General features: G+C 29.4%; 15 protein-coding genes and 1 other annotated feature. Of the genes, 11 read left to right on the plus strand and 4 right to left on the minus strand.

The genetic code is table 11. The features are described from left to right. The first annotated feature begins 231 nt into the window (after positions 1-231). Together nrdD and nrdG are read left to right on the plus strand one after the other, a co-directional pair. The gene (gene nrdD, locus H8S10_RS01790; RefSeq protein WP_055265087.1) at positions 232-2,343 is read left to right on the plus strand and encodes an anaerobic ribonucleoside-triphosphate reductase; all 2,112 of its coding nucleotides are present in this window, start codon (positions 232-234) and stop codon (positions 2,341-2,343) included. 276 nt (positions 2,344-2,619) lie between these two features. Beyond that, on the plus strand, positions 2,620-3,129 hold the full coding sequence (gene nrdG, locus H8S10_RS01795; protein ID WP_186837751.1) for an anaerobic ribonucleoside-triphosphate reductase activating protein: 510 nt from the start codon (positions 2,620-2,622) through the stop codon (positions 3,127-3,129). 218 nt (positions 3,130-3,347) lie between these two features. Here the strand turns inward: nrdG and asnS are convergent, their stop codons facing one another. Next, positions 3,348-4,742, minus strand: a complete 1,395-nt coding sequence (gene asnS, locus H8S10_RS01800; RefSeq protein WP_055265083.1) for an asparagine--tRNA ligase — start codon at positions 4,740-4,742, stop codon at positions 3,348-3,350. A 59-nt stretch (positions 4,743-4,801) separates the two neighbouring features. Further along, positions 4,802-5,023: a binding site (T-box leader), on the minus strand. 153 nt (positions 5,024-5,176) lie between these two features. Here asnS and H8S10_RS01805 point away from each other — a divergent pair. Continuing rightward, positions 5,177-5,968 carry a cytochrome b5 domain-containing protein gene (locus H8S10_RS01805; RefSeq protein ID WP_186837752.1) on the plus strand — a complete coding sequence of 264 codons (792 nt, stop codon included), beginning with the start codon at positions 5,177-5,179 and terminating at the stop codon, positions 5,966-5,968. A gap of 140 nt (positions 5,969-6,108) precedes the next feature. Here the strand turns inward: H8S10_RS01805 and H8S10_RS01810 are convergent, their stop codons facing one another. Further along, on the minus strand, positions 6,109-6,807 hold the full coding sequence (locus H8S10_RS01810; protein ID WP_055265079.1) for a metallophosphoesterase family protein: 699 nt from the start codon (positions 6,805-6,807) through the stop codon (positions 6,109-6,111). Positions 6,808-6,982: 175 nt separating this feature from the next. Between H8S10_RS01810 and H8S10_RS01815 the strand changes: the two genes are divergently transcribed. Beyond that, a complete protein-coding gene (locus H8S10_RS01815; protein WP_055265077.1) occupies positions 6,983-8,059 on the plus strand; it encodes a Xaa-Pro peptidase family protein in 1,077 nt (358 codons plus the stop codon). A gap of 263 nt (positions 8,060-8,322) precedes the next feature. On the opposite strand, the gene H8S10_RS01820 is transcribed toward H8S10_RS01815, so the two are convergent. Then, positions 8,323-9,141, minus strand: a complete 819-nt coding sequence (locus H8S10_RS01820; protein WP_055265075.1) for a purine-nucleoside phosphorylase — start codon at positions 9,139-9,141, stop codon at positions 8,323-8,325. A gap of 19 nt (positions 9,142-9,160) precedes the next feature. Beyond that, the gene (gene murC, locus H8S10_RS01825; protein ID WP_186837753.1) at positions 9,161-10,537 is read right to left on the minus strand and encodes a UDP-N-acetylmuramate--L-alanine ligase; all 1,377 of its coding nucleotides are present in this window, start codon (positions 10,535-10,537) and stop codon (positions 9,161-9,163) included. Between the two features lie 254 nt (positions 10,538-10,791). Between murC and purR the strand changes: the two genes are divergently transcribed. From purR to H8S10_RS01860, 7 genes are all read left to right on the plus strand, one after another. Beyond that, positions 10,792-11,607, plus strand: a complete 816-nt coding sequence (gene purR / locus H8S10_RS01830) for a pur operon repressor (RefSeq protein ID WP_186837754.1) — start codon at positions 10,792-10,794, stop codon at positions 11,605-11,607. A gap of 110 nt (positions 11,608-11,717) precedes the next feature. Then, complete coding sequence (spoVG, locus tag H8S10_RS01835; RefSeq protein WP_055265069.1) at positions 11,718-11,999, plus strand: septation regulator SpoVG; 282 nt, start codon at positions 11,718-11,720, stop codon at positions 11,997-11,999. Positions 12,000-12,177: 178 nt separating this feature from the next. Beyond that, positions 12,178-13,548 carry a bifunctional UDP-N-acetylglucosamine diphosphorylase/glucosamine-1-phosphate N-acetyltransferase GlmU gene (gene glmU / locus H8S10_RS01840; protein ID WP_186837755.1) on the plus strand — a complete coding sequence of 457 codons (1,371 nt, stop codon included), beginning with the start codon at positions 12,178-12,180 and terminating at the stop codon, positions 13,546-13,548. A 72-nt stretch (positions 13,549-13,620) separates the two neighbouring features. After that, a complete protein-coding gene (locus H8S10_RS01845) occupies positions 13,621-14,580 on the plus strand; it encodes a ribose-phosphate diphosphokinase (RefSeq protein WP_186837756.1) in 960 nt (319 codons plus the stop codon). A gap of 145 nt (positions 14,581-14,725) precedes the next feature. Continuing rightward, a complete protein-coding gene (locus H8S10_RS01850) occupies positions 14,726-15,412 on the plus strand; it encodes a response regulator transcription factor (protein ID WP_055265063.1) in 687 nt (228 codons plus the stop codon). 2 nt (positions 15,413-15,414) lie between these two features. Then, a complete protein-coding gene (locus H8S10_RS01855) occupies positions 15,415-16,821 on the plus strand; it encodes a HAMP domain-containing sensor histidine kinase (RefSeq protein WP_186837757.1) in 1,407 nt (468 codons plus the stop codon). Positions 16,822-16,846: 25 nt separating this feature from the next. Beyond that, positions 16,847-17,962 (plus strand): S1C family serine protease, encoded by a 1,116-nt coding sequence (locus H8S10_RS01860; RefSeq protein WP_186837758.1) that lies wholly within the window; start codon positions 16,847-16,849, stop codon positions 17,960-17,962. Positions 17,963-17,991 lie beyond the last annotated feature (29 nt).

Here is a 17,991-nt window from a genome sequence, read left to right on the forward strand (position 1 = left end):
CAATATTGATAATGTATATATAGTTATCAGTATTGATAATATCTGTTATATATTTTGTACAATTTAAAATAAAATAGACATATTTAATAAGTGTTAAAAAAGGAAGATAAAATAAAAAAACATTCAAAAATAAGGCTAGATTACCAGCTATATAGGTAAATCGAAATTGCTTTAAAATTTTAAAAAAATTATAATTATAATACAAGATATTGTGTGTAGGGAGTGAAGAAAATGCTATATGTGGTAAAGAGGGATGGTAGAGAAGTAAGATTTAATTCAGATAAAATTGCTAATGCTATAAAAAAAGCTGCTAAGGAGATTGAATATAACCTTAGAGAAAGCCAAGTATTAGATATCGTACAAAAAGCTATAAATTATATAGAGATGACTGGAAAAGAAAAAGTATCTGTAGAAGAAGTACAAAATTTAGTTGAAAAAGCTTTAAATGATAGCGGATATGAAAAAATTCAAAAGGTATATTCAACTTACAGAATTGAAAGAACACGAGTTAGAGAGATAAAATCAGATTTGATGAAAGCGATTAATAAGATAGGAATCGAAACTGATAGAGATAACGCGAATGTTGGGAATAATTTTAGTTCAAAGTTATTGAGAATAGCTTCTGAATCTAATAAATGGCACAATTTAGCTACTATGCCTAAGCACTTAGCAAAGGCACATGAAAATGGAGAGTTATATTTTCATGATTTAGACTCTTATAATCTTACAATAAATTGTCTTCATATACCAACAAAAGAGATTTTGGAAAAAGGCTTTAATACAGGTTATGGAACAATATGTCCTCCAAAAAGAATAGAAACTGCAGCGGAACTTTCTTGCATATTACTTCAATCAAGTCAAAATGATATGTTTGGAGGTCAATCTCATCCAGATTTCGATAACGATATAAGTGTATTCATAGAACCTACAAGACAAGAAATAAGAAAGGAATTAGAGGAGCTTGGAATTGACGAGGAAAGATTAGATGAATTAGTAGAAAAAAAATTAAATAAGAGAATTCATCAAGCTATGCAAGGAATAGTATTTAATCTAAATACTATGCATTCTCGTGCAGGATCACAGGTTCCATTTAGTTCTATAAATTTAGGTATTCCATATACAAGAGATGCTGCACTTGTATGCGAAGCATTTTTAGAAGAATATGAAAAAGGATTAGGAAAGGGAGAACAACCTATATTCCCTAATATCATTTTTAGAGTAAAAGAAGGTGTAAATAGGGAGCCTAAAGATCCATATCATTATCTATATCAATTAGCATGTAGAGTAGCATCTAAAAGAATGAATCCTACATTTATGAATATAGATGCAGATTTCAATAAAGAATTTTATGATAAGGGATATATGCCAGCAACTATGGGATGTAGGACTTATTTAATGAAAAATGTTAATGGAGAGCCAGGTTGTAAAGGAAGAGGAAATATAGCACCAGTTACAATAAACCTTCCAAGAGTAGCTATAGAATCAGGAAAAAATATTGATAAGTTTTTTGAAATATTACAACAAAGATTATCATTAGCAAAAGAAGCACTCCTAAATAGATATGGAGTTCTTAAAAATCTTAAAGTTAAGGATTTACCTTTTGTAGCAGGTCAAGGACTACTAAGGGGCTCAGAAGGGTTAAAAGAGGATGATTCTATTGAACCAATATTAAAGCAAGGAACTTGGGGAATTGGTTTTATAGGCCTTGCTGAAGCACTAGTTGCTTTAACTGGAAAGCATCATGGTGAGAGTAAAGAGTCAAGAGAATTAGGACTAAAGATAGTAGGTTTTATTAGGCAATATACAGATAGATTAGTTGAGGAGACTAATTTAAATTGGAGCTGTTATGCTACTCCAGCAGAAGGCTTATCAGGAAAATTTATAAAAAATGATAAAAAGGTTTATGGAATTATAGAAGGTGTAACGGATAAGGAATATTACACTAATAGTTATCACATACCAGTAAAATACCCAATATCAATAAAGGATAAAATTGATATTGAAGCACCTTATCATAAGCTTTGTAACGCAGGACATATATCTTATATAGAAGTTGATGATAGGCCATCACCGGAGACTATCATGGATATATTAAACTATGCTTATAAAGAAACTAATATAAGCTATGTAGGAATAAATTTTCATATAAGATATTGCAAGGATTGTGGTAATTATTTATTTAGTCATGAAGTAACTTGTCCAAACTGCAAAGGAAGTAATATTCAAGGAGTATCCAGAGTAACAGGATATTTAAGTTTAGATGAAAGGTTTGGCCCAGGAAAATATGAAGAAAGACAAGATAGGTATTGTCATTTTAGCGGAAAGAAAAATTCTTATAAATAGATGATTTCAAAGAAATAAAGTTACTAGCATTAATGTAGGTAACTTTATTTTTTTAATAATTATTATAGTTAGTTTAGTGTTTTTAAAAATATGGATAAAGTCAAAATAATACAATAATATATTTTAAAATTAAGATAGGGAGGTTATGAGTGTCGTAGATAAAGTTAATAATAGATTTAGGTGAAACTGTATCTACGATAGAAGTTGTTGAAGAGTTTTGCAGATATATTAATTAGCTAAGAATAAATAGGTTTAATGATATATGAGGTGGTTATATTGGTAAAGGAAGTAAGATTATCAGGTATTGCTTATGAAAGTTTAGTAAATGGACCGGGAATGAGAAGAGTATTTTTTTCACAAGGTTGTAAACATAATTGTGAAGGTTGTTTTAATCCAGAAACACATGACTTTTCAGGTGGAGAAGTAAGAAATATGGATGAGCTTATAGAAGATGTATTAAAAAATAAAATGATAAAAGGTGTAACTTTTAGTGGAGGAGACCCTTTAGAACAAGCAGATAAATTTGCATATATGGCTAAGGCTTTTAAAGATGCTGGATTAAATATATGGTGTTATACAGGATATACATTTGAGAGTCTATTAGAAAAGATGGAAAATGATAATGAAGTTAGAGAATTGCTTGAAAATATTGATGTATTAGTAGATGGAAAATTTCAATTGGATAAAAAGGAGGATGGACTTAGATTTAGAGGGTCTAGTAATCAAAGAATAATAGATGTAAAAGAGAGCTTACTTAGAGACAAAATATCTATTTTAGAATATTAGAATTTGCTTAATAACTAAGTTTTTAGATGGATTATTATAAAAGAACACAAAAAAAGCGCTTGCGCGCTTTTTCATTAATAATGGGGGGATGGGACCTGCATTAAATGCAAGTTGTTATTACATTATAAGTATGGACTTAAATTAGAATTTATATACAACATATTTGTAAAAAAATAAAAAAAGTTAAAAAAATAGAACCCTTTTAGGGCTCTATTTTTTTAGAAGTCTGATTGACCAGTTGTTCTTGGGAATGGAATTACGTCTCTTATGTTAGACATACCAGTGATGTACATTATTAATCTTTCAAATCCAAGACCAAATCCAGCATGCTTAGTTTCTCCGTATTTTCTAAGCTCTAAATACCACCAGTAATCTTCCTCTTTAAGATTTAATTCAGCCATTCTAGCCTTTAATACATCAAGTCTTTCTTCTCTTTGGCTTCCACCGATGATTTCTCCTATTCCAGGAACTAAACAGTCAGTTGCTGCAACAGTTTTTCCATCATCGTTAAGTCTCATATAGAATGCCTTAATGTCTTTTGGATAGTCAGTAACGAATACTGGTCTTTTGAATATTTCTTCAGTTAAATATCTTTCATGTTCAGTTTGAAGGTCAATTCCCCATTCAACTGGATATTCGAAAGTCTTACCACAATTCTTTAACATTTCAACTGCTTCAGTATAAGTAACTTTTCCGAAATCAGAAGATACTATGTGATTTAATTTATCTAATAGTCCTTTTTCTATAAACTGATTAAAGAATGCCATTTCTTCAGGACATTCATCCATAACGTATTTGATTACGTATTTTAACATTGCTTCAGCTAACTCCATATCATCTTGTAAGTCAGCAAAAGCTATTTCAGGTTCAACCATCCAGAATTCAGCAGCGTGTCTAGCTGTATTTGAATTTTCAGCTCTGAAAGTTGGTCCAAAAGTATAAACATTTCTAAATGCTAAAGCGTAACATTCAGCGTTTAATTGACCAGAAACTGTAAGGTTAGTTTCTTTTCCAAAGAAATCTTCCTTATAGTTTATTTTTCCATCTTCAGTTCTTGGAATGTTATCTAAGTCTAAAGTACTTACTCTAAACATTTCTCCAGCACCTTCACAGTCACTACCTGTTAAGATTGGAGTGTTTGTATAAACAAATCCTTGGTCTTGGAAGAACTTATGGATAGCATAAGCAGCTACTGAACGTACTCTGAATACTGCAGAGAAAGCATTACTTCTTGGTCTTAAGTGAGCTATTGTTCTTAAATATTCAAATGTATGTCTTTTCTTTTGTAGTGGATAATCTGAATCAGACATACCTTCAATAACTACTTCTTTTGCTTGTATTTCAAAAGGTTGTTTAGCCTCAGGTGTAGCAACTAAAGTACCCATTACTTTTATAGATGAACTTATTGGAAGCTTTGATACTTCTTTAAAGTTTTCTAAATTATTATCAAAAACCACCTGAACGTTTTTGAAGAAACTACCATCGTTTACTTCTATAAACCCAAATGCGTTAGATGCTCTTAAAGTTCTTATCCATCCAGATATAACAATATCCTTAGAGAAAAACTCTTCAGAATTTCTGTAAAGTGATTTAACTAAAACTTCGTTTTTCATAAAATTTTACCTCCTTGTAACATTATTAAATAAAATAAAAAACCTCTCGTTCCCATAAAATATGGGACGAAAGGATTACTTACGTGGTACCACCCAAATTGCCTAAAAAGGCCACTTAGTAAATTATTAACGGTATTTAGCCGTCTAAGCCTACACAAGCAATTGCTTTTTCGGTTAGAAACTCCGAGATGTTCTTCGCTTTTAACTTCGTATAAGGCTTACACCATCCCTTACTCGCTAAGACTACATTTAAAAGTTACTCTTCTCATCATAGTTAATATAATTATATGAATAAATCTTAATTAGTGTTAAGGTTATAAGTTAGATTTATTAAACTCTACCTTAATTTTAATAATTCGATTTTACAATACTTTACTAACATTTGCAACCTAAATTCATAATATATATTTATAGAGTATTCATTGGAGGTTGTAATGAATAAGAAGGATTTTTTACAAGAAAAATATGAAGAACTAAATAGACTAAAGATATCAATTCAAGACTATCCTAAAGAATCTATAGATAACATACTTAAATCTATTAGTAATATATGTGATGAGATAAACAAACATTTAGAAAATAAGAAACATAAAGAGGATAAGGATATTAAGAATACTAAAGAGAATAATGAAAATGATTATAATGATGAGTGTATTGATAATAATATCGAAGAGAAAGAAAATGATAGTAATGAAAATAGGAAAAGAAAGAAAAAGAGTAACGAGAAACATAATATTGAAAGAGAGGAGATTATACTTACAGAGCAAGAGCTTTCTGAGTTTAATGGGAAAGATGGAAAGCCGCCTTATATAGCTATAGATGGGATAATTTATGATGTAAGTAAAATAAATAAGTGGAAAAATGGACAACATCATGGAATGTTAGCAGGCCAAGTATTAACTGAAGAGTATTATAAGTGTCATAGTAAAAAGTTAAATTTAATAAAGAAAGCAAGAGTAGTTGGTAAGTTAAAAGAAGAAAATAGAGGAGATAGGGTTTTTACTAAGCAGGAATTAAGCAAGTATAATGGTAAAAATGGAATGCCAGTTTATGCAGCTGTAAATGGAGTCGTATATGACTTTACAAAAATTCTACAATGGCAAGGTGGAATGCATTATGGTTTAATGGCAGGACAGGATTTAACAGCATACTTTGAAGGGTGTCATTCAAATAATTTGGATATATTAAAAAATGGAACTGTTGTAGGTACACTTAAAGAGTCATAGAATGAAAAATATAAATTTAATTAATAAAAAAGCCTTCAGCTAGAATATACACTAGCTGAAGGCTATATTTATCTCTTTGAATAAGCAAATTACTTCTAAACATCAAAGAAATATAATTATTTAACTAACGGTACTAAAAGTTATTCTTGGCCACTTTCATAAGAGTGAGTTATTGAATTAGGGAAGTTTAACATAGCACAATCCTTAACTATTCTTTTGAATTCATATTCAATTTCTCTAATAGAAACATTTACTTCACCGTCATCAGAAATATCTATAAGTGCATAAGTGCAGTTAGGGCGACCAATTTTAGGTTTTCCTACACTACCTACATTAATATAAAGTTTATTATCAAATTTTTTGCAAGAAGGTATGTGGGTATGTGCACAAACTAAAACATCACCTGTAAAGTTGTTCATTGCTTGAACGGTATTTTCTCCATTTTCAAATAAGTACTCATTTATTTTTTCAGGACTTCCGTGAGTAAATACTATATTAACTCCATTAATAGAATATTCTAATTTAAGAGGTAGAGAATCTAAATAGTATTTATTAGAAACTCTAACTTCATTAACAGCCCAAGGTAAAGAAAAAGAATTTATAGTTGTATTTCTAATATAAGTATAATCACCATCTACAACAGAAGCATCGTAATTACCCTTTATACATGGAATCTCTCTTCTTCTTATTAAAGCAACTACTTCATTAGGATGTGGTCCATATCCTACTAAATCACCAAGACAGATTATCTTATCAACTTTTTGTTCATCTATATCTTCAAGCACTTTCATAAGTGCATATAAGTTTCCGTGAATGTCTGAGATTGCAGCTATTTTCATAAATTTATTTCCTCCTATTTACTAATAATATAATTATAACATTCAAATTTATTAATAAAAGAATAAATTCAAAGTTATAGATATTATAAAAATTTTGAAGTATTATTTATTAAAGAAACTCATTTTTTTATAAATTAAAATGATTAAATAGGAATATGAATGGAAGGTATGAAAAATGAAAGATTCAAGAGTTAAAAATGTATTAGTTCAAATGGAAAAAAATAATTTATCTCAAATACTTGTTACATCGCCTGAATCTATTTTTTACTTAACAGGAAAAATGATTCATCCAGGTGAGAGATTTTTAGCATTATATTTAGATGCTAATGGAAATCATAAATTTATAGTAAATAAGCTTTTCCCTATACACGAAGACTTAGGTGTAGAAATTGTTTGGTACGATGATATTGAAAATCCAATAGATAGATTAGCTAAGATAGTTAAGGCTGGGGAAGTTTTAGGTGTAGATAAAGATCTTCGTGCAACTTTCTTAATTGACTTAATGGAGAGAAATGTAGTTAAAACATTTACAAATTCATCACCAATAATTGATATGTTAAGAGCTATTAAAGATGCAGAAGAGATTCAAATAATGAAAGAAGCTTCTAAAATTAATGATGCCGTTATGCTAAAGCTTTGGAAGAATTTAAAACCAGGAAATTCTGAAAAATATTATGCTAATCTTTTATCAGAGATATATGAAGAAGAAGGTGCATCAGGATTTTCATTCTCTCCAATAATAGCTACTAGTCCAAATGGAGCAGATCCTCATCATGGAACAGGTAAGGATAAGATTAAAGTTGGAGATAGTGTAGTTTTAGATATTGGTGGAAGATATAAAAACTACTGCTCTGATATGACTAGAACAGTCTTTATAGGGAAAGAACCAAGTAAAGAGCATGCTGAAATTTATAATATAGTTAAAAATGCTAATGAAAAGGCTATTTCTATAATAAAAGAAGGAGTTAAATTCTCAGATATAGATAAGGCTGCTAGAAACTTAATAACTGATGCTGGATATGGAGAATATTTTACTCACAGAACAGGGCATAGTATAGGAATTGAAGTTCATGATTTTGGTAATGTAAGTTCAGTAAATCATGATGAAGTAAAGGCTGGAATGATATTCTCTGTAGAACCTGGTATATACCTAAAAGATAATATAGGAGTAAGAATTGAAGATTTAGTTCTTGTAACAAAGGATGGATGTGAAGTTCTAAATTCAGTTACTAAAGAAATTACTGTAATTTAAATAGGCAATAGTTAATTAGGTAATATGTAAAAGATAGTTAATTATAATAAGAGTTAAGTTAAACTTAGCTCTTATTTTTTTATGATAAAATTTTTATATGGAAAGTGTAAGATTAATATAAATATTTCGTTATATAAAGTAGAGGCTCAGTAAGGGGAATGTTATGAGAATAAATGAAAAAAATTTTCTTTCAAAATTGAGAAAAAAAGATGAAAAAGCCGGCTTTATGCCGACTTTTTATTAGAAAGTTATATTTTTAAGTATTAAATTACTTCAATAACTCTATTCATTAATTTTATAAAGTCATTTTTAACTCTAGCAGAAGTTTCGATAACTTCTTCATGATTTAAAGGTTGATCTAAAATACCTGCAGCCATGTTAGTTAAGCATGAGATACCAACTGTTTTGATTCCACAGTGATTTGCAACTATAACTTCAGGAACAGTAGACATACCAACAGCATCTCCACCCATAATTCTAGCGAATTTTACTTCAGCTGGAGTTTCATAAGTTGGACCTGAGAACATTACATATACACCTTGTTTTAAATCTATTCCAAGTTCTTTACCTACATTTAATACCTTATTTCTTAATTCTAAGTTATATGCCTCAGACATATCTGGGAATCTTGGCCCAAACTCATCTAAATTATGTCCGAATAAAGGATTTGAACCAGAGAAGTTTATATGGTCAGTTATAACCATTAAATCTCCAGCGTTAAAATCTTTATTAACAGCACCACAAGCGTTAGTTACTATAAGCTTTGATACTCCTAATAATTTCATAACTCTTACTGGAAAAGTTATTTTTTCCATAGAATATCCTTCGTAATAGTGGAATCTACCTTGCATTGCAACAACTTGTTTTCCACCTAAAGTTCCTATAACTAATCTTCCAGCATGGCCTTCAACAGTTGAAGTAGGGAAATTAGGAATATCAGAGTAATTATAGAATTCTGGGTTTTCTATAGAATCAGCTAAAGATCCTAGTCCAGAACCAAGTATTAGTCCAATTTCAGGTTTGTAATTACTTTTGCTTAATATGAAATCAGCAGAAGCTTTAATTTGAGTTAATAAATCCATTAAAATCACCTCTTAATTTTTATCTATTTAGTAAAAGTTCTCCTACTTTAACAACATCTCCAGCTCCAACAGTAAGAATTAAATCGTCTTTTTCAACCTTTGAAGCAAGATAATCTGCAACATCTTTATGAGTATGAAGATTTATACAATTTAAACCAGTTGCTCTAATTGCATCTCCTAATTGATCAGATGAAATAAGACCAGTATCTTTTTCTCTTGCAGCATATATGTCCATTAAAATAAGTTCATCTGAATCTTTAAAGCAATTAGTAAACTCTTCAAAAAGAGTTTTAGTTCTTGTGTAAGTATGTGGTTGGAAAACACAATATATTTTTTTATGAGGAATAATCTTAGCTGTTGATAAAGTAGCAGCAATTTCTACAGGATGATGAGCGTAATCATCAATTATTGTAGCCCCATTAAATTCACCTTTATGCTCGAAACGTTTGTGAGCTCCCTTACAATCAAATAAACCTTCAACTATATATTCATGAGGTATATTTAATATAAGAGAAGTACAAATACTAGCTAATGCATTTAATATATTATGCGATCCTGTTGTATTTAATTCAATATCGAAAAGATAGGTATCATCTTTAAATACTCTAAAGCTTGCGCAACCTCTATTATTGAACTTTATATTACGTGCAGTTACATCACCCTTATTTATACCATAACTTATAGTATTACATTTTGCATAATTTAAAACTTCCATAACTCTAGCATCTTCTGCACAACCAACTAAATATCCATCTGATGGAATTAAGTCAGAGAATTTTTTAAATGTGTCTTCTATATGATTTATATCTTTATAATAATCTAAGTGATCTGCATCAATATTTAATATTATTCCTATGTAAGGAAAGAATTTTAGGAAAGATGCCTTATACTCACAAGCTTCAGTAACGAAATATTCACTTTCACCTATTTTAAAATTACCATGTATAGCGTCAACATCACCACCAACTAAAATAGTTGGGTCAAGGTTTGCATTTAAAGTTATATGCGAAAGCATAGAAGTAGTTGTAGTTTTACCGTGAGTACCAGCTACAGCTACATTATATTTATGACCTTTCATTATATATCCTAAGAACTCGGCTCTATCCATTAGTTCAATGTTTTTTTCTTTTGCTTCTATTATTTCTGGATTACTAGCAGGAATTGCAGCAGTATATACTATTAAATCCACATTTTTAATGTTGTTTTTATTGTGACCTATGTATATTTCAGCACCAGATTTTCTTAATTTATTTAACACTTCAGATTCTTTTGCATCAGAACCAGAAACTTTATATCCTTTAGTTAATAAAACAGCAGCAAGTCCACTCATACTTACTCCGCCTATACCGATGAAGTGAACTTTCTTGTTTTTATCAGTATTTAAATCAAAAGACAAAATATCAACTCCTTTTAAATAGAATAGTTTCATTTATAATTATATACAAATTTATGAAGTTGAACACAAATTTTCATAAATATATAAAAAAATTATGGATATAAATATAAAATTCAATTATAATTGTAAGAATTATTTAAAATTAAGTAGTTAAAACTATTGATAATAGAAGTAATATAGAATAGAATATGAATATTAGGGCGAATTGAAGTTGGAATAATTCGGATTTTGAATAAAAAGGAAGGAAAAGGGTTATGGAAAAATTAAGTAGAAACAATAGAGTTGTTGCCATTACGAAGATATTGACAGAGACTCCTAACAAAGTTGTTGGATTAAATAAATTTTCGGAACTTTTAAATGCTGCTAAATCTACAATAAGTGAAGATATAGTAATAGTAAGAGAATTATTAGAAAAATTAGAGATGGGTAAAATTGAAACTATTTCAGGAGCAGCAGGTGGAATAAAGTTTATACCAGATATGGGAAGTGCAAGTAAGTTAGAATTTTGCAATGAATTATGTGATTTACTAACAGAAGAAGGCAGAATAGTACCAGGAAATTTTGTTTACTTAACAGATATAATGTATAATCCTCAAATAATTAGTAAAGCAGGTGTAATTTTAGCTTCATATTTTAAAGATATGAATATTGATTATATAGTAACTGTAGAAACTAAAGGTATTCCATTAGCTTATGAAGTTGCTAAATGTTTAGGAATTGAGTTAGTTATAATAAGAAGAGATAACAAAATAACAGAAGGACCAACTGTTACTATAAATTATGTTTCAGGAACAAGCGGAAGAATTCAACAAATGTCCTTAGCTAAAAAGTCAATGAAACCATCAAGCAAATGTGTATTTATAGATGACTTTTTAAGAGGTGGTGGAACTGCTCAAGGGATAAAAGACCTTTTAAAAGAATTTGATTCTGAATTAGTAGGAACAGGTGTGTTAGTTGATAATATAGGTATAAAAAATAAGAGAGCTAGTGAGTACATAGCCCTTATTGAATTAGAATTTGATGAGAATACAGAAGAACTACATGTAAGACCATCAGAATTTATTAAATAATATAAAATCTACAGTTGCTTTTAGATAAATAAGAAATTTTAGTAAAAAAAAGGGTTTTAAAACTTTTTATAGAAATATATCTATTATAAAGCAACTGGAGGTGAAGTGAAGTGACAATCACAGACGTTAGAATCAGAAAAATAGCTACAGAAGGAAAAATGAAAGCTATAGTTTCTGTAACTTTTGATAATGAATTTGTTGTCCATGATATTAAAGTTATCGAAGGACAAAATGGTTTATTCATTGCAATGCCAAGTAGAAAGACACCTGATGGAGAGTTTAAGGATATCGCACATCCTATAAACACTGACACAAGAGAAAAAATGCAATCTTCTATATTAGCGGCTTATGAAGAAGCTATGCAAGAAGATGTCAATGTTGTAAACGAATAATTGCAAAAATAAAAGGAGATGAAACTCCTTTTATTTTTTTGGATAAATTAATGATATATATTCTTTTAGCAAAGGTTGAAATAATTATTCTTATGAAATATAATATATAAGAATACATACGAACGTTTTTGGATAAAATTAAAATTTTGTCCTTGATTTATATAAAAGAGGTGAATTTATGTATAAATGTGCTTTAATCTTAGCAGCTGGGCAAGGGACTAGAATAAAATCAGATTTACCTAAGGTTCTACATAAAGTTTGTGGAAAAGAAATGGTTAATCATGTTATTGATACTTTAAGAAAAGCTGACATTTCAGATATCAATGTAATAATAGGTAAAGGTTCAGAATTAGTTAAGGAAAAGACTTCATCAAGAGAAGTAAGCTACTCGCTTCAAGCAGAGCAACTTGGAACAGGACACGCAGTAAAGTGTGCTGTAGATTTCTTAAAAGATAAGAAGGGAACAGTTGCTATATTCTGTGGAGATGCGCCATTGATTACAGAAGAAACAGTAGTTAGCTTATTTGAAGAACATAATTCAAATAATAATAAAGCAACTCTTTTAACTTCAATTTTAGATGATGCGACAGGTTATGGAAGAATAATCAGAGATGGAAATGAAGTATTAAAGATAGTTGAGCATAAAGATTGTAACGAAGAAGAATTAAAAGTTACAGAGATGAATGCGGGAGTATATTGCTTTGATATAGAAAAATTATTAGAAGCTTTAGATAAGTTATCTAACAATAACTCACAAGGAGAGTATTACTTAACTGATGTTATAGGAATACTTAAATCTCAAGGAGAAAAAGTTGGAGCTGTAGTTATAGATTTTGAAGAAACTTTAGGTGTTAACTCAAGAGCTCAATTAGCTCAGGTTGAAGCTATACTAAGAAAAAGAATAAATGCAAAGCATATGGATAATGGGGTTACGTTAATAGATCCAAATAATACTTATATTGGTGCTGACGTTATTATAGGAAAAGATACAATAGTATATCCAGGTAACGTATTAGAAGGTAATACAGTTATAGGAGAAAGATGCACATTATATCCAAATTCAAGAATTAATAATAGTACTATAGAAAATGAAGTTGAAATTCAATCTTCAGTTATTTTAGATAGTAAGATAGGTGATAATACTACTGTTGGACCATTTGCATATATTCGTCCAGATTCAGTTATAGGTAGTCATGTAAGAATTGGAGATTTCGTTGAAATAAAGAAATCGATAATTGGTAACAATACTAAAGTATCTCACTTAACATATGTTGGAGATGCTGAAGTTGGAGAAAGCTGTAACTTTGGTTGCGGTACGGTTACTGTAAATTATGATGGTAAAAATAAAAATAAAACTATTATAGGAAATAATAGCTTTATTGGATGTAATACAAATTTAATTTCACCAGTTAAAGTTGAGGATAACACTTATATCGCAGCTGGATCAACTATAACAGATGATGTTAAGAGTGGGGAACTTGCAGTAGCAAGAGCAAAACAAAGAAATATTCCAGGATGGGTAGAAAAAAGAGGATTATTAAAGAAATAATTTAAATTAATATATATTTATTTTGTTTATAAACAAACTATGTAAAGCAATTTTAAGGAGGTTCTCATACTTATGATAACGCATGGAAAGAGTATAAAGATATTTACAGGAAATTCTCACCCAGAATTAGCAAAAGAGATTGCTGATTTACTAGGTATTCCACTAGGGCAAGCTAAAGTTTCTACTTTTAGTGATGGAGAAATATCTGTAGATATAAGTGAAACAGTAAGAGGATGTGATGTATTTATAGTACAATCTACAAGCTCTCCTGTTAATAATAACTTAATGGAACTTTTAATAATGATAGATGCATTTAAGAGAGCATCTGCAGGAAGAATTACAGCAGTTATGCCTTATTATGGGTATGCAAGACAAGATAGAAAAGCAAAATCAAGAGATCCAATAACAGCAAAATTAGTTGCTGACATTTTAACTGCAGCCGGAGCAGATAGAGTATTAACTATGGACTTACATGCAGCTCAAATTCAAGGATATTTCAATATTCCAGTTGATCACATGTTAGGTTCACCAATATTAGCTAAGTACTTCGTTAACAAAGGATTTGAAGATCAAGATGACGTAGTTGTTGTATCTCCAGACTTAGGAAGTGTTACAAGAGCTAGAAAGTTTGCAGATAAATTACATGCTCCTATAGCTATAATTGATAAGAGAAGACCAAAGGCTAATGTTTCTGAAATAATGAACATAATCGGAGATGTTGAAGGAAAGAGATGTATCTTAATCGATGATATGATTGATACTGCTGGAACTATAGCAAATGCTGCAAATGCGTTAAAAGACCTAGGCGCAACTCATGTTTATGCTTGTTGTACTCATGGAGTATTATCAGGACCTGCCTTCGAAAGAATAAATGGTTCTGCTATAGAGGAATTAGTTATGTTAAATACTATTCCATTACCAGAAAGAGATGACTTAGAAAAGTTCCAATCAATATCTGTAGCTCCTTTATTTGCAGAAGCAATAAAGAGAATTTACGATGATGAACCAATAAGTAAATTATTCGAGAACTAATAACATAGAGATAAAAAAAGAGGAGTTATTCAAAAATAACTCCTTTTTTTATTAATATTGTGTAACAAATGTAAACTTTATGAGAAAACTATTATTGTTTAAATATTTATAGTATAAAATATTTATAAGGGAAGGTGGAATTGGAATGGATGATAAATTTGGAAAAGTTTTAATTGTAGATGATGATACGCATATAAACGAATTAATAGATATGTATTTAAAAAGTTCAGGATACGAAACAAGACAATGTTTTAATGGAATAGATGCATGTAATATTGTTAATGAACAAAATATTGGATTAGTAATATTAGATATTATGTTACCAGGAAAAGATGGAATGGAAGTTCTTAAATATATAAGAAAGACGTCTAACATACCTGTGATAATGCTTACAGCTAAAGGTGAAGTTTTTGATAAGGTATTAGCCTTAGAGCTTGGAGCAGATGATTATATAGTAAAGCCTTTTGATCCAAAAGAGCTTATGGCTAGAGTTAAGGCTGTTTCAAGAAGATATACTACACCAACAACAAATGATGATTTATTAAAATTTAATGGATTAACTATAGATATTGGTGCATATGAGGTAGTTTATAAAGGGAATAATGTAAAGTTAGCTCCTAAGGAATTAGAATTACTTCACTTTATGGCTAGTAATCCTAATAAGGTATTTACAAGAGAACAACTAATGTATGAAGTATGGGGATATGATTATCCAGGAGATTCAAGAACTGTGGATGTTCACATAAAAAGATTAAGAGAAAAGATAAAAGGCGGAGAAGGTTGGGAAGTTCAAACTGTTTGGGGCGTTGGCTATAAATTTGAGGTGAAGTAAGCTTGAAAAAAAGAAGTATAGTAAGAAAGCTAATAATAACTTTTGCTTCAATAACAGGTGGAGTACTAACTTTAGTTGGACTTATATCAACTGTATGGATTAATGTTAGTTATACAGAACAAAGAATAGAGATTATTGATAAACAAATAGCTATAGTAGAGGAAACGGTAAGAGGGTATTTAAGACAAGAGAATGATTATAATGAAGTAGAGAAAATCTTGACTATGGCAAGTATGGCAAGTAATACTGATGGAATAGTAGTAGATAAATTAGGGTATATTTATATAGTTTCAAATTCTAAGTATGATGATATTAAGTATACAAAAGTTCAAATACCAGAAAACATTAAATCTAAAATTGATGAAATGAAAAAGTATGGGAAAGCAGTTGTGCTATTAAAAAATGGACAGTTATTAAGTTATGTTAAGCCTATGTATTCTAATGGGGAAATAGAAGGATCTATAATCATGATTCCTAATAGTGCTTATGCAGGTAAAAATATAATGTGGATGATATGGATATCGATAGTAGTTGCAATGATAATTTCAGGTTTGATTATAAATTACTTCGCAAATAGATTAGTAGTTAAGCCTTTAGAAGAAATAAATAATGCCGCTAAAAGGTTAACTCAAGGAAACGTTAATGAAAGAGTTGATGTAAGATCAAATGATGAGATTGGTCAATTAGCGGAATCTTTTAATAGTATGGCTGAATCATTAGAAAAGGTTGATAATACTAGAAAAGAATTTATATCAAATGTGTCTCATGAGCTGAGGTCTCCGATAACTTCTATAAAGGGTTTCGTTGGAGGAATCTTAGATGGTGTTATACCAAAGGATAAGGAAACGTATTACTTTAAAATAGTATATGAAGAGATAAATAGACTTGCTAGATTAGTAAATGATTTATTAGATATATCTGCAATGGAAGCAGGTAAGTTTAATTTACAAAAGATTGATTTTGATATAAATGGAGTTATAAGTCTTTGTATATTAAATCTTGAAGGGAAAATTAAAAGTAAAGGATTAGATGTAAGAGCTGTTTTTGAAGAGAAGAGAAATTATGTAATAGCTGATAGAGATAGAATAATTCAAGTTCTAACAAATCTTCTTGAAAATGCTATAAAATATAGTAATGATAAAGGGCAAATAGAAGTAACTACTTATACAAAAGGAGAAAAGATATATATAAGTATATTTAACTCAGGTGAAAATATATCAAAAGAAGATTTAAATAATATTTGGGATAGATTTTATAAAAGTGATAAATCAAGAACCAATAAAGTAAGTACGGGATTAGGGCTACCTATAGTAAGATTGATTTTATCTCAACATAATGAAGATGTTTGGGTGGAAAATATAGACGGAAAAGGGGTAAAATTTACTTTTTCGTTAAAAAGAGCTGATTAACTAAGATGCATTTGGAGGGGATGCTATGGTCCGTAATAAGGTTCAAAGAGAAAAAATTAAAAATTATGAAGAGAAAGATTATAATATAAGTTTTAAAAAAAAGAGAACTAAATCAAGTATTAGATTTGGAGCTAAGCTTTTTATATATTTAATTATTGCAGCAGGATCAGGAGCAGTTTTTTCAGGAATAATGATGGATATTAAGTATGGAAATGCTATAAAGATTATTGAAGAATTTGCTAATGATGAAATGATTATAACGGATTATACAAAGATTATAAATACTATAAATCCTTCAATTGTTACTATTGAAAATTCATCAGAAGGATTTAATTTGAATAATGAAAATAATACTACTGGGATAATTTTAGATGAAAGTGGAAGCATACTTACAAATTATTCTTTGATAAAAGATTTTTCTAATATAGTTGTTAAGTTATCAGATAATAGCGTTGAACCTATAAATGCAAAATTAATGGTAAAAAATGAAGATATCGATTTAGCTATAATAAAAATAAAAACTGATGAGGAGTTAGTTCCTGTGAAATTTGCTAAAAGCGATGAGTTGCTTATAGGACAGGGGGTTGCAGTATTAGGTAAAACTGTAGGTGATAATACTGTAGATACTGTCAGCCCAGGAATAATAACATCTATAGGAGAAAATACAAGATTAGAAGGAAAATCATATCAATTACTTCAAATAAGTGCACCTATAAATAAGAAAAATGCAGGTGGACCTATTTGTAATTCTAAAGGTGAAGTAATAGGTTTAGCAAGTTATAGTTTATCAGAGGCTAATAAAGATAGTGGGTTTTATTATGGAATTCAAATAAGAGATTTGCAGATTGTAATTAATTCTAGTAATGCATTTAAAAGTGTTCTGGGAATTAATGAAGGTGGTATAATAGCAGATAAAAACACTGAGTATAAAGGATTTTATGTTCAGGATTTAGATAAGAATGGAGATGCTTATAAAGCTGGAATTAAACCGACAGATATAATACTAGAAGTAGATAATACTCCAATAATAACTGTAGATGATGCCACTGCTGTACTTCAAAATAAAAAAACTGGAGATGTTCTAAAATGTACGGTTTTAAGAGAAGGAACTATAGAAGAGATAGAGGTAAATATAAATTAAAACTAAGATAATAGATATATGGTCATACA

It is taken from the genome of Clostridium sp. NSJ-49 (assembly GCF_014287725.1).
In the GTDB taxonomy this organism is placed as follows: domain Bacteria; phylum Bacillota; class Clostridia; order Clostridiales; family Clostridiaceae; genus Clostridium; species Clostridium disporicum_B.

Coding starts and splice junctions, on each gene's coding strand:
- nrdD (WP_055265087.1), top strand. CDS start 232: ATGCTATATGTGGTAAAGAGGGATGGTAGAGAAGTAAGATTTAATTCA.
- asnS (WP_055265083.1), bottom strand. CDS start 4,742: ATGAAAAACGAAGTTTTAGTTAAATCACTTTACAGAAATTCTGAAGAG.
- H8S10_RS01805 (WP_186837752.1), top strand. CDS start 5,177: ATGAATAAGAAGGATTTTTTACAAGAAAAATATGAAGAACTAAATAGA.
- H8S10_RS01810 (WP_055265079.1), bottom strand. CDS start 6,807: ATGAAAATAGCTGCAATCTCAGACATTCACGGAAACTTATATGCACTT.
- H8S10_RS01815 (WP_055265077.1), top strand. CDS start 6,983: ATGAAAGATTCAAGAGTTAAAAATGTATTAGTTCAAATGGAAAAAAAT.
- H8S10_RS01820 (WP_055265075.1), bottom strand. CDS start 9,141: ATGGATTTATTAACTCAAATTAAAGCTTCTGCTGATTTCATATTAAGC.
- purR (WP_186837754.1), top strand. CDS start 10,792: ATGGAAAAATTAAGTAGAAACAATAGAGTTGTTGCCATTACGAAGATA.
- glmU (WP_186837755.1), top strand. CDS start 12,178: ATGTATAAATGTGCTTTAATCTTAGCAGCTGGGCAAGGGACTAGAATA.
- H8S10_RS01845 (WP_186837756.1), top strand. CDS start 13,621: ATGATAACGCATGGAAAGAGTATAAAGATATTTACAGGAAATTCTCAC.
- H8S10_RS01850 (WP_055265063.1), top strand. CDS start 14,726: ATGGATGATAAATTTGGAAAAGTTTTAATTGTAGATGATGATACGCAT.
- H8S10_RS01860 (WP_186837758.1), top strand. CDS start 16,847: ATGGTCCGTAATAAGGTTCAAAGAGAAAAAATTAAAAATTATGAAGAG.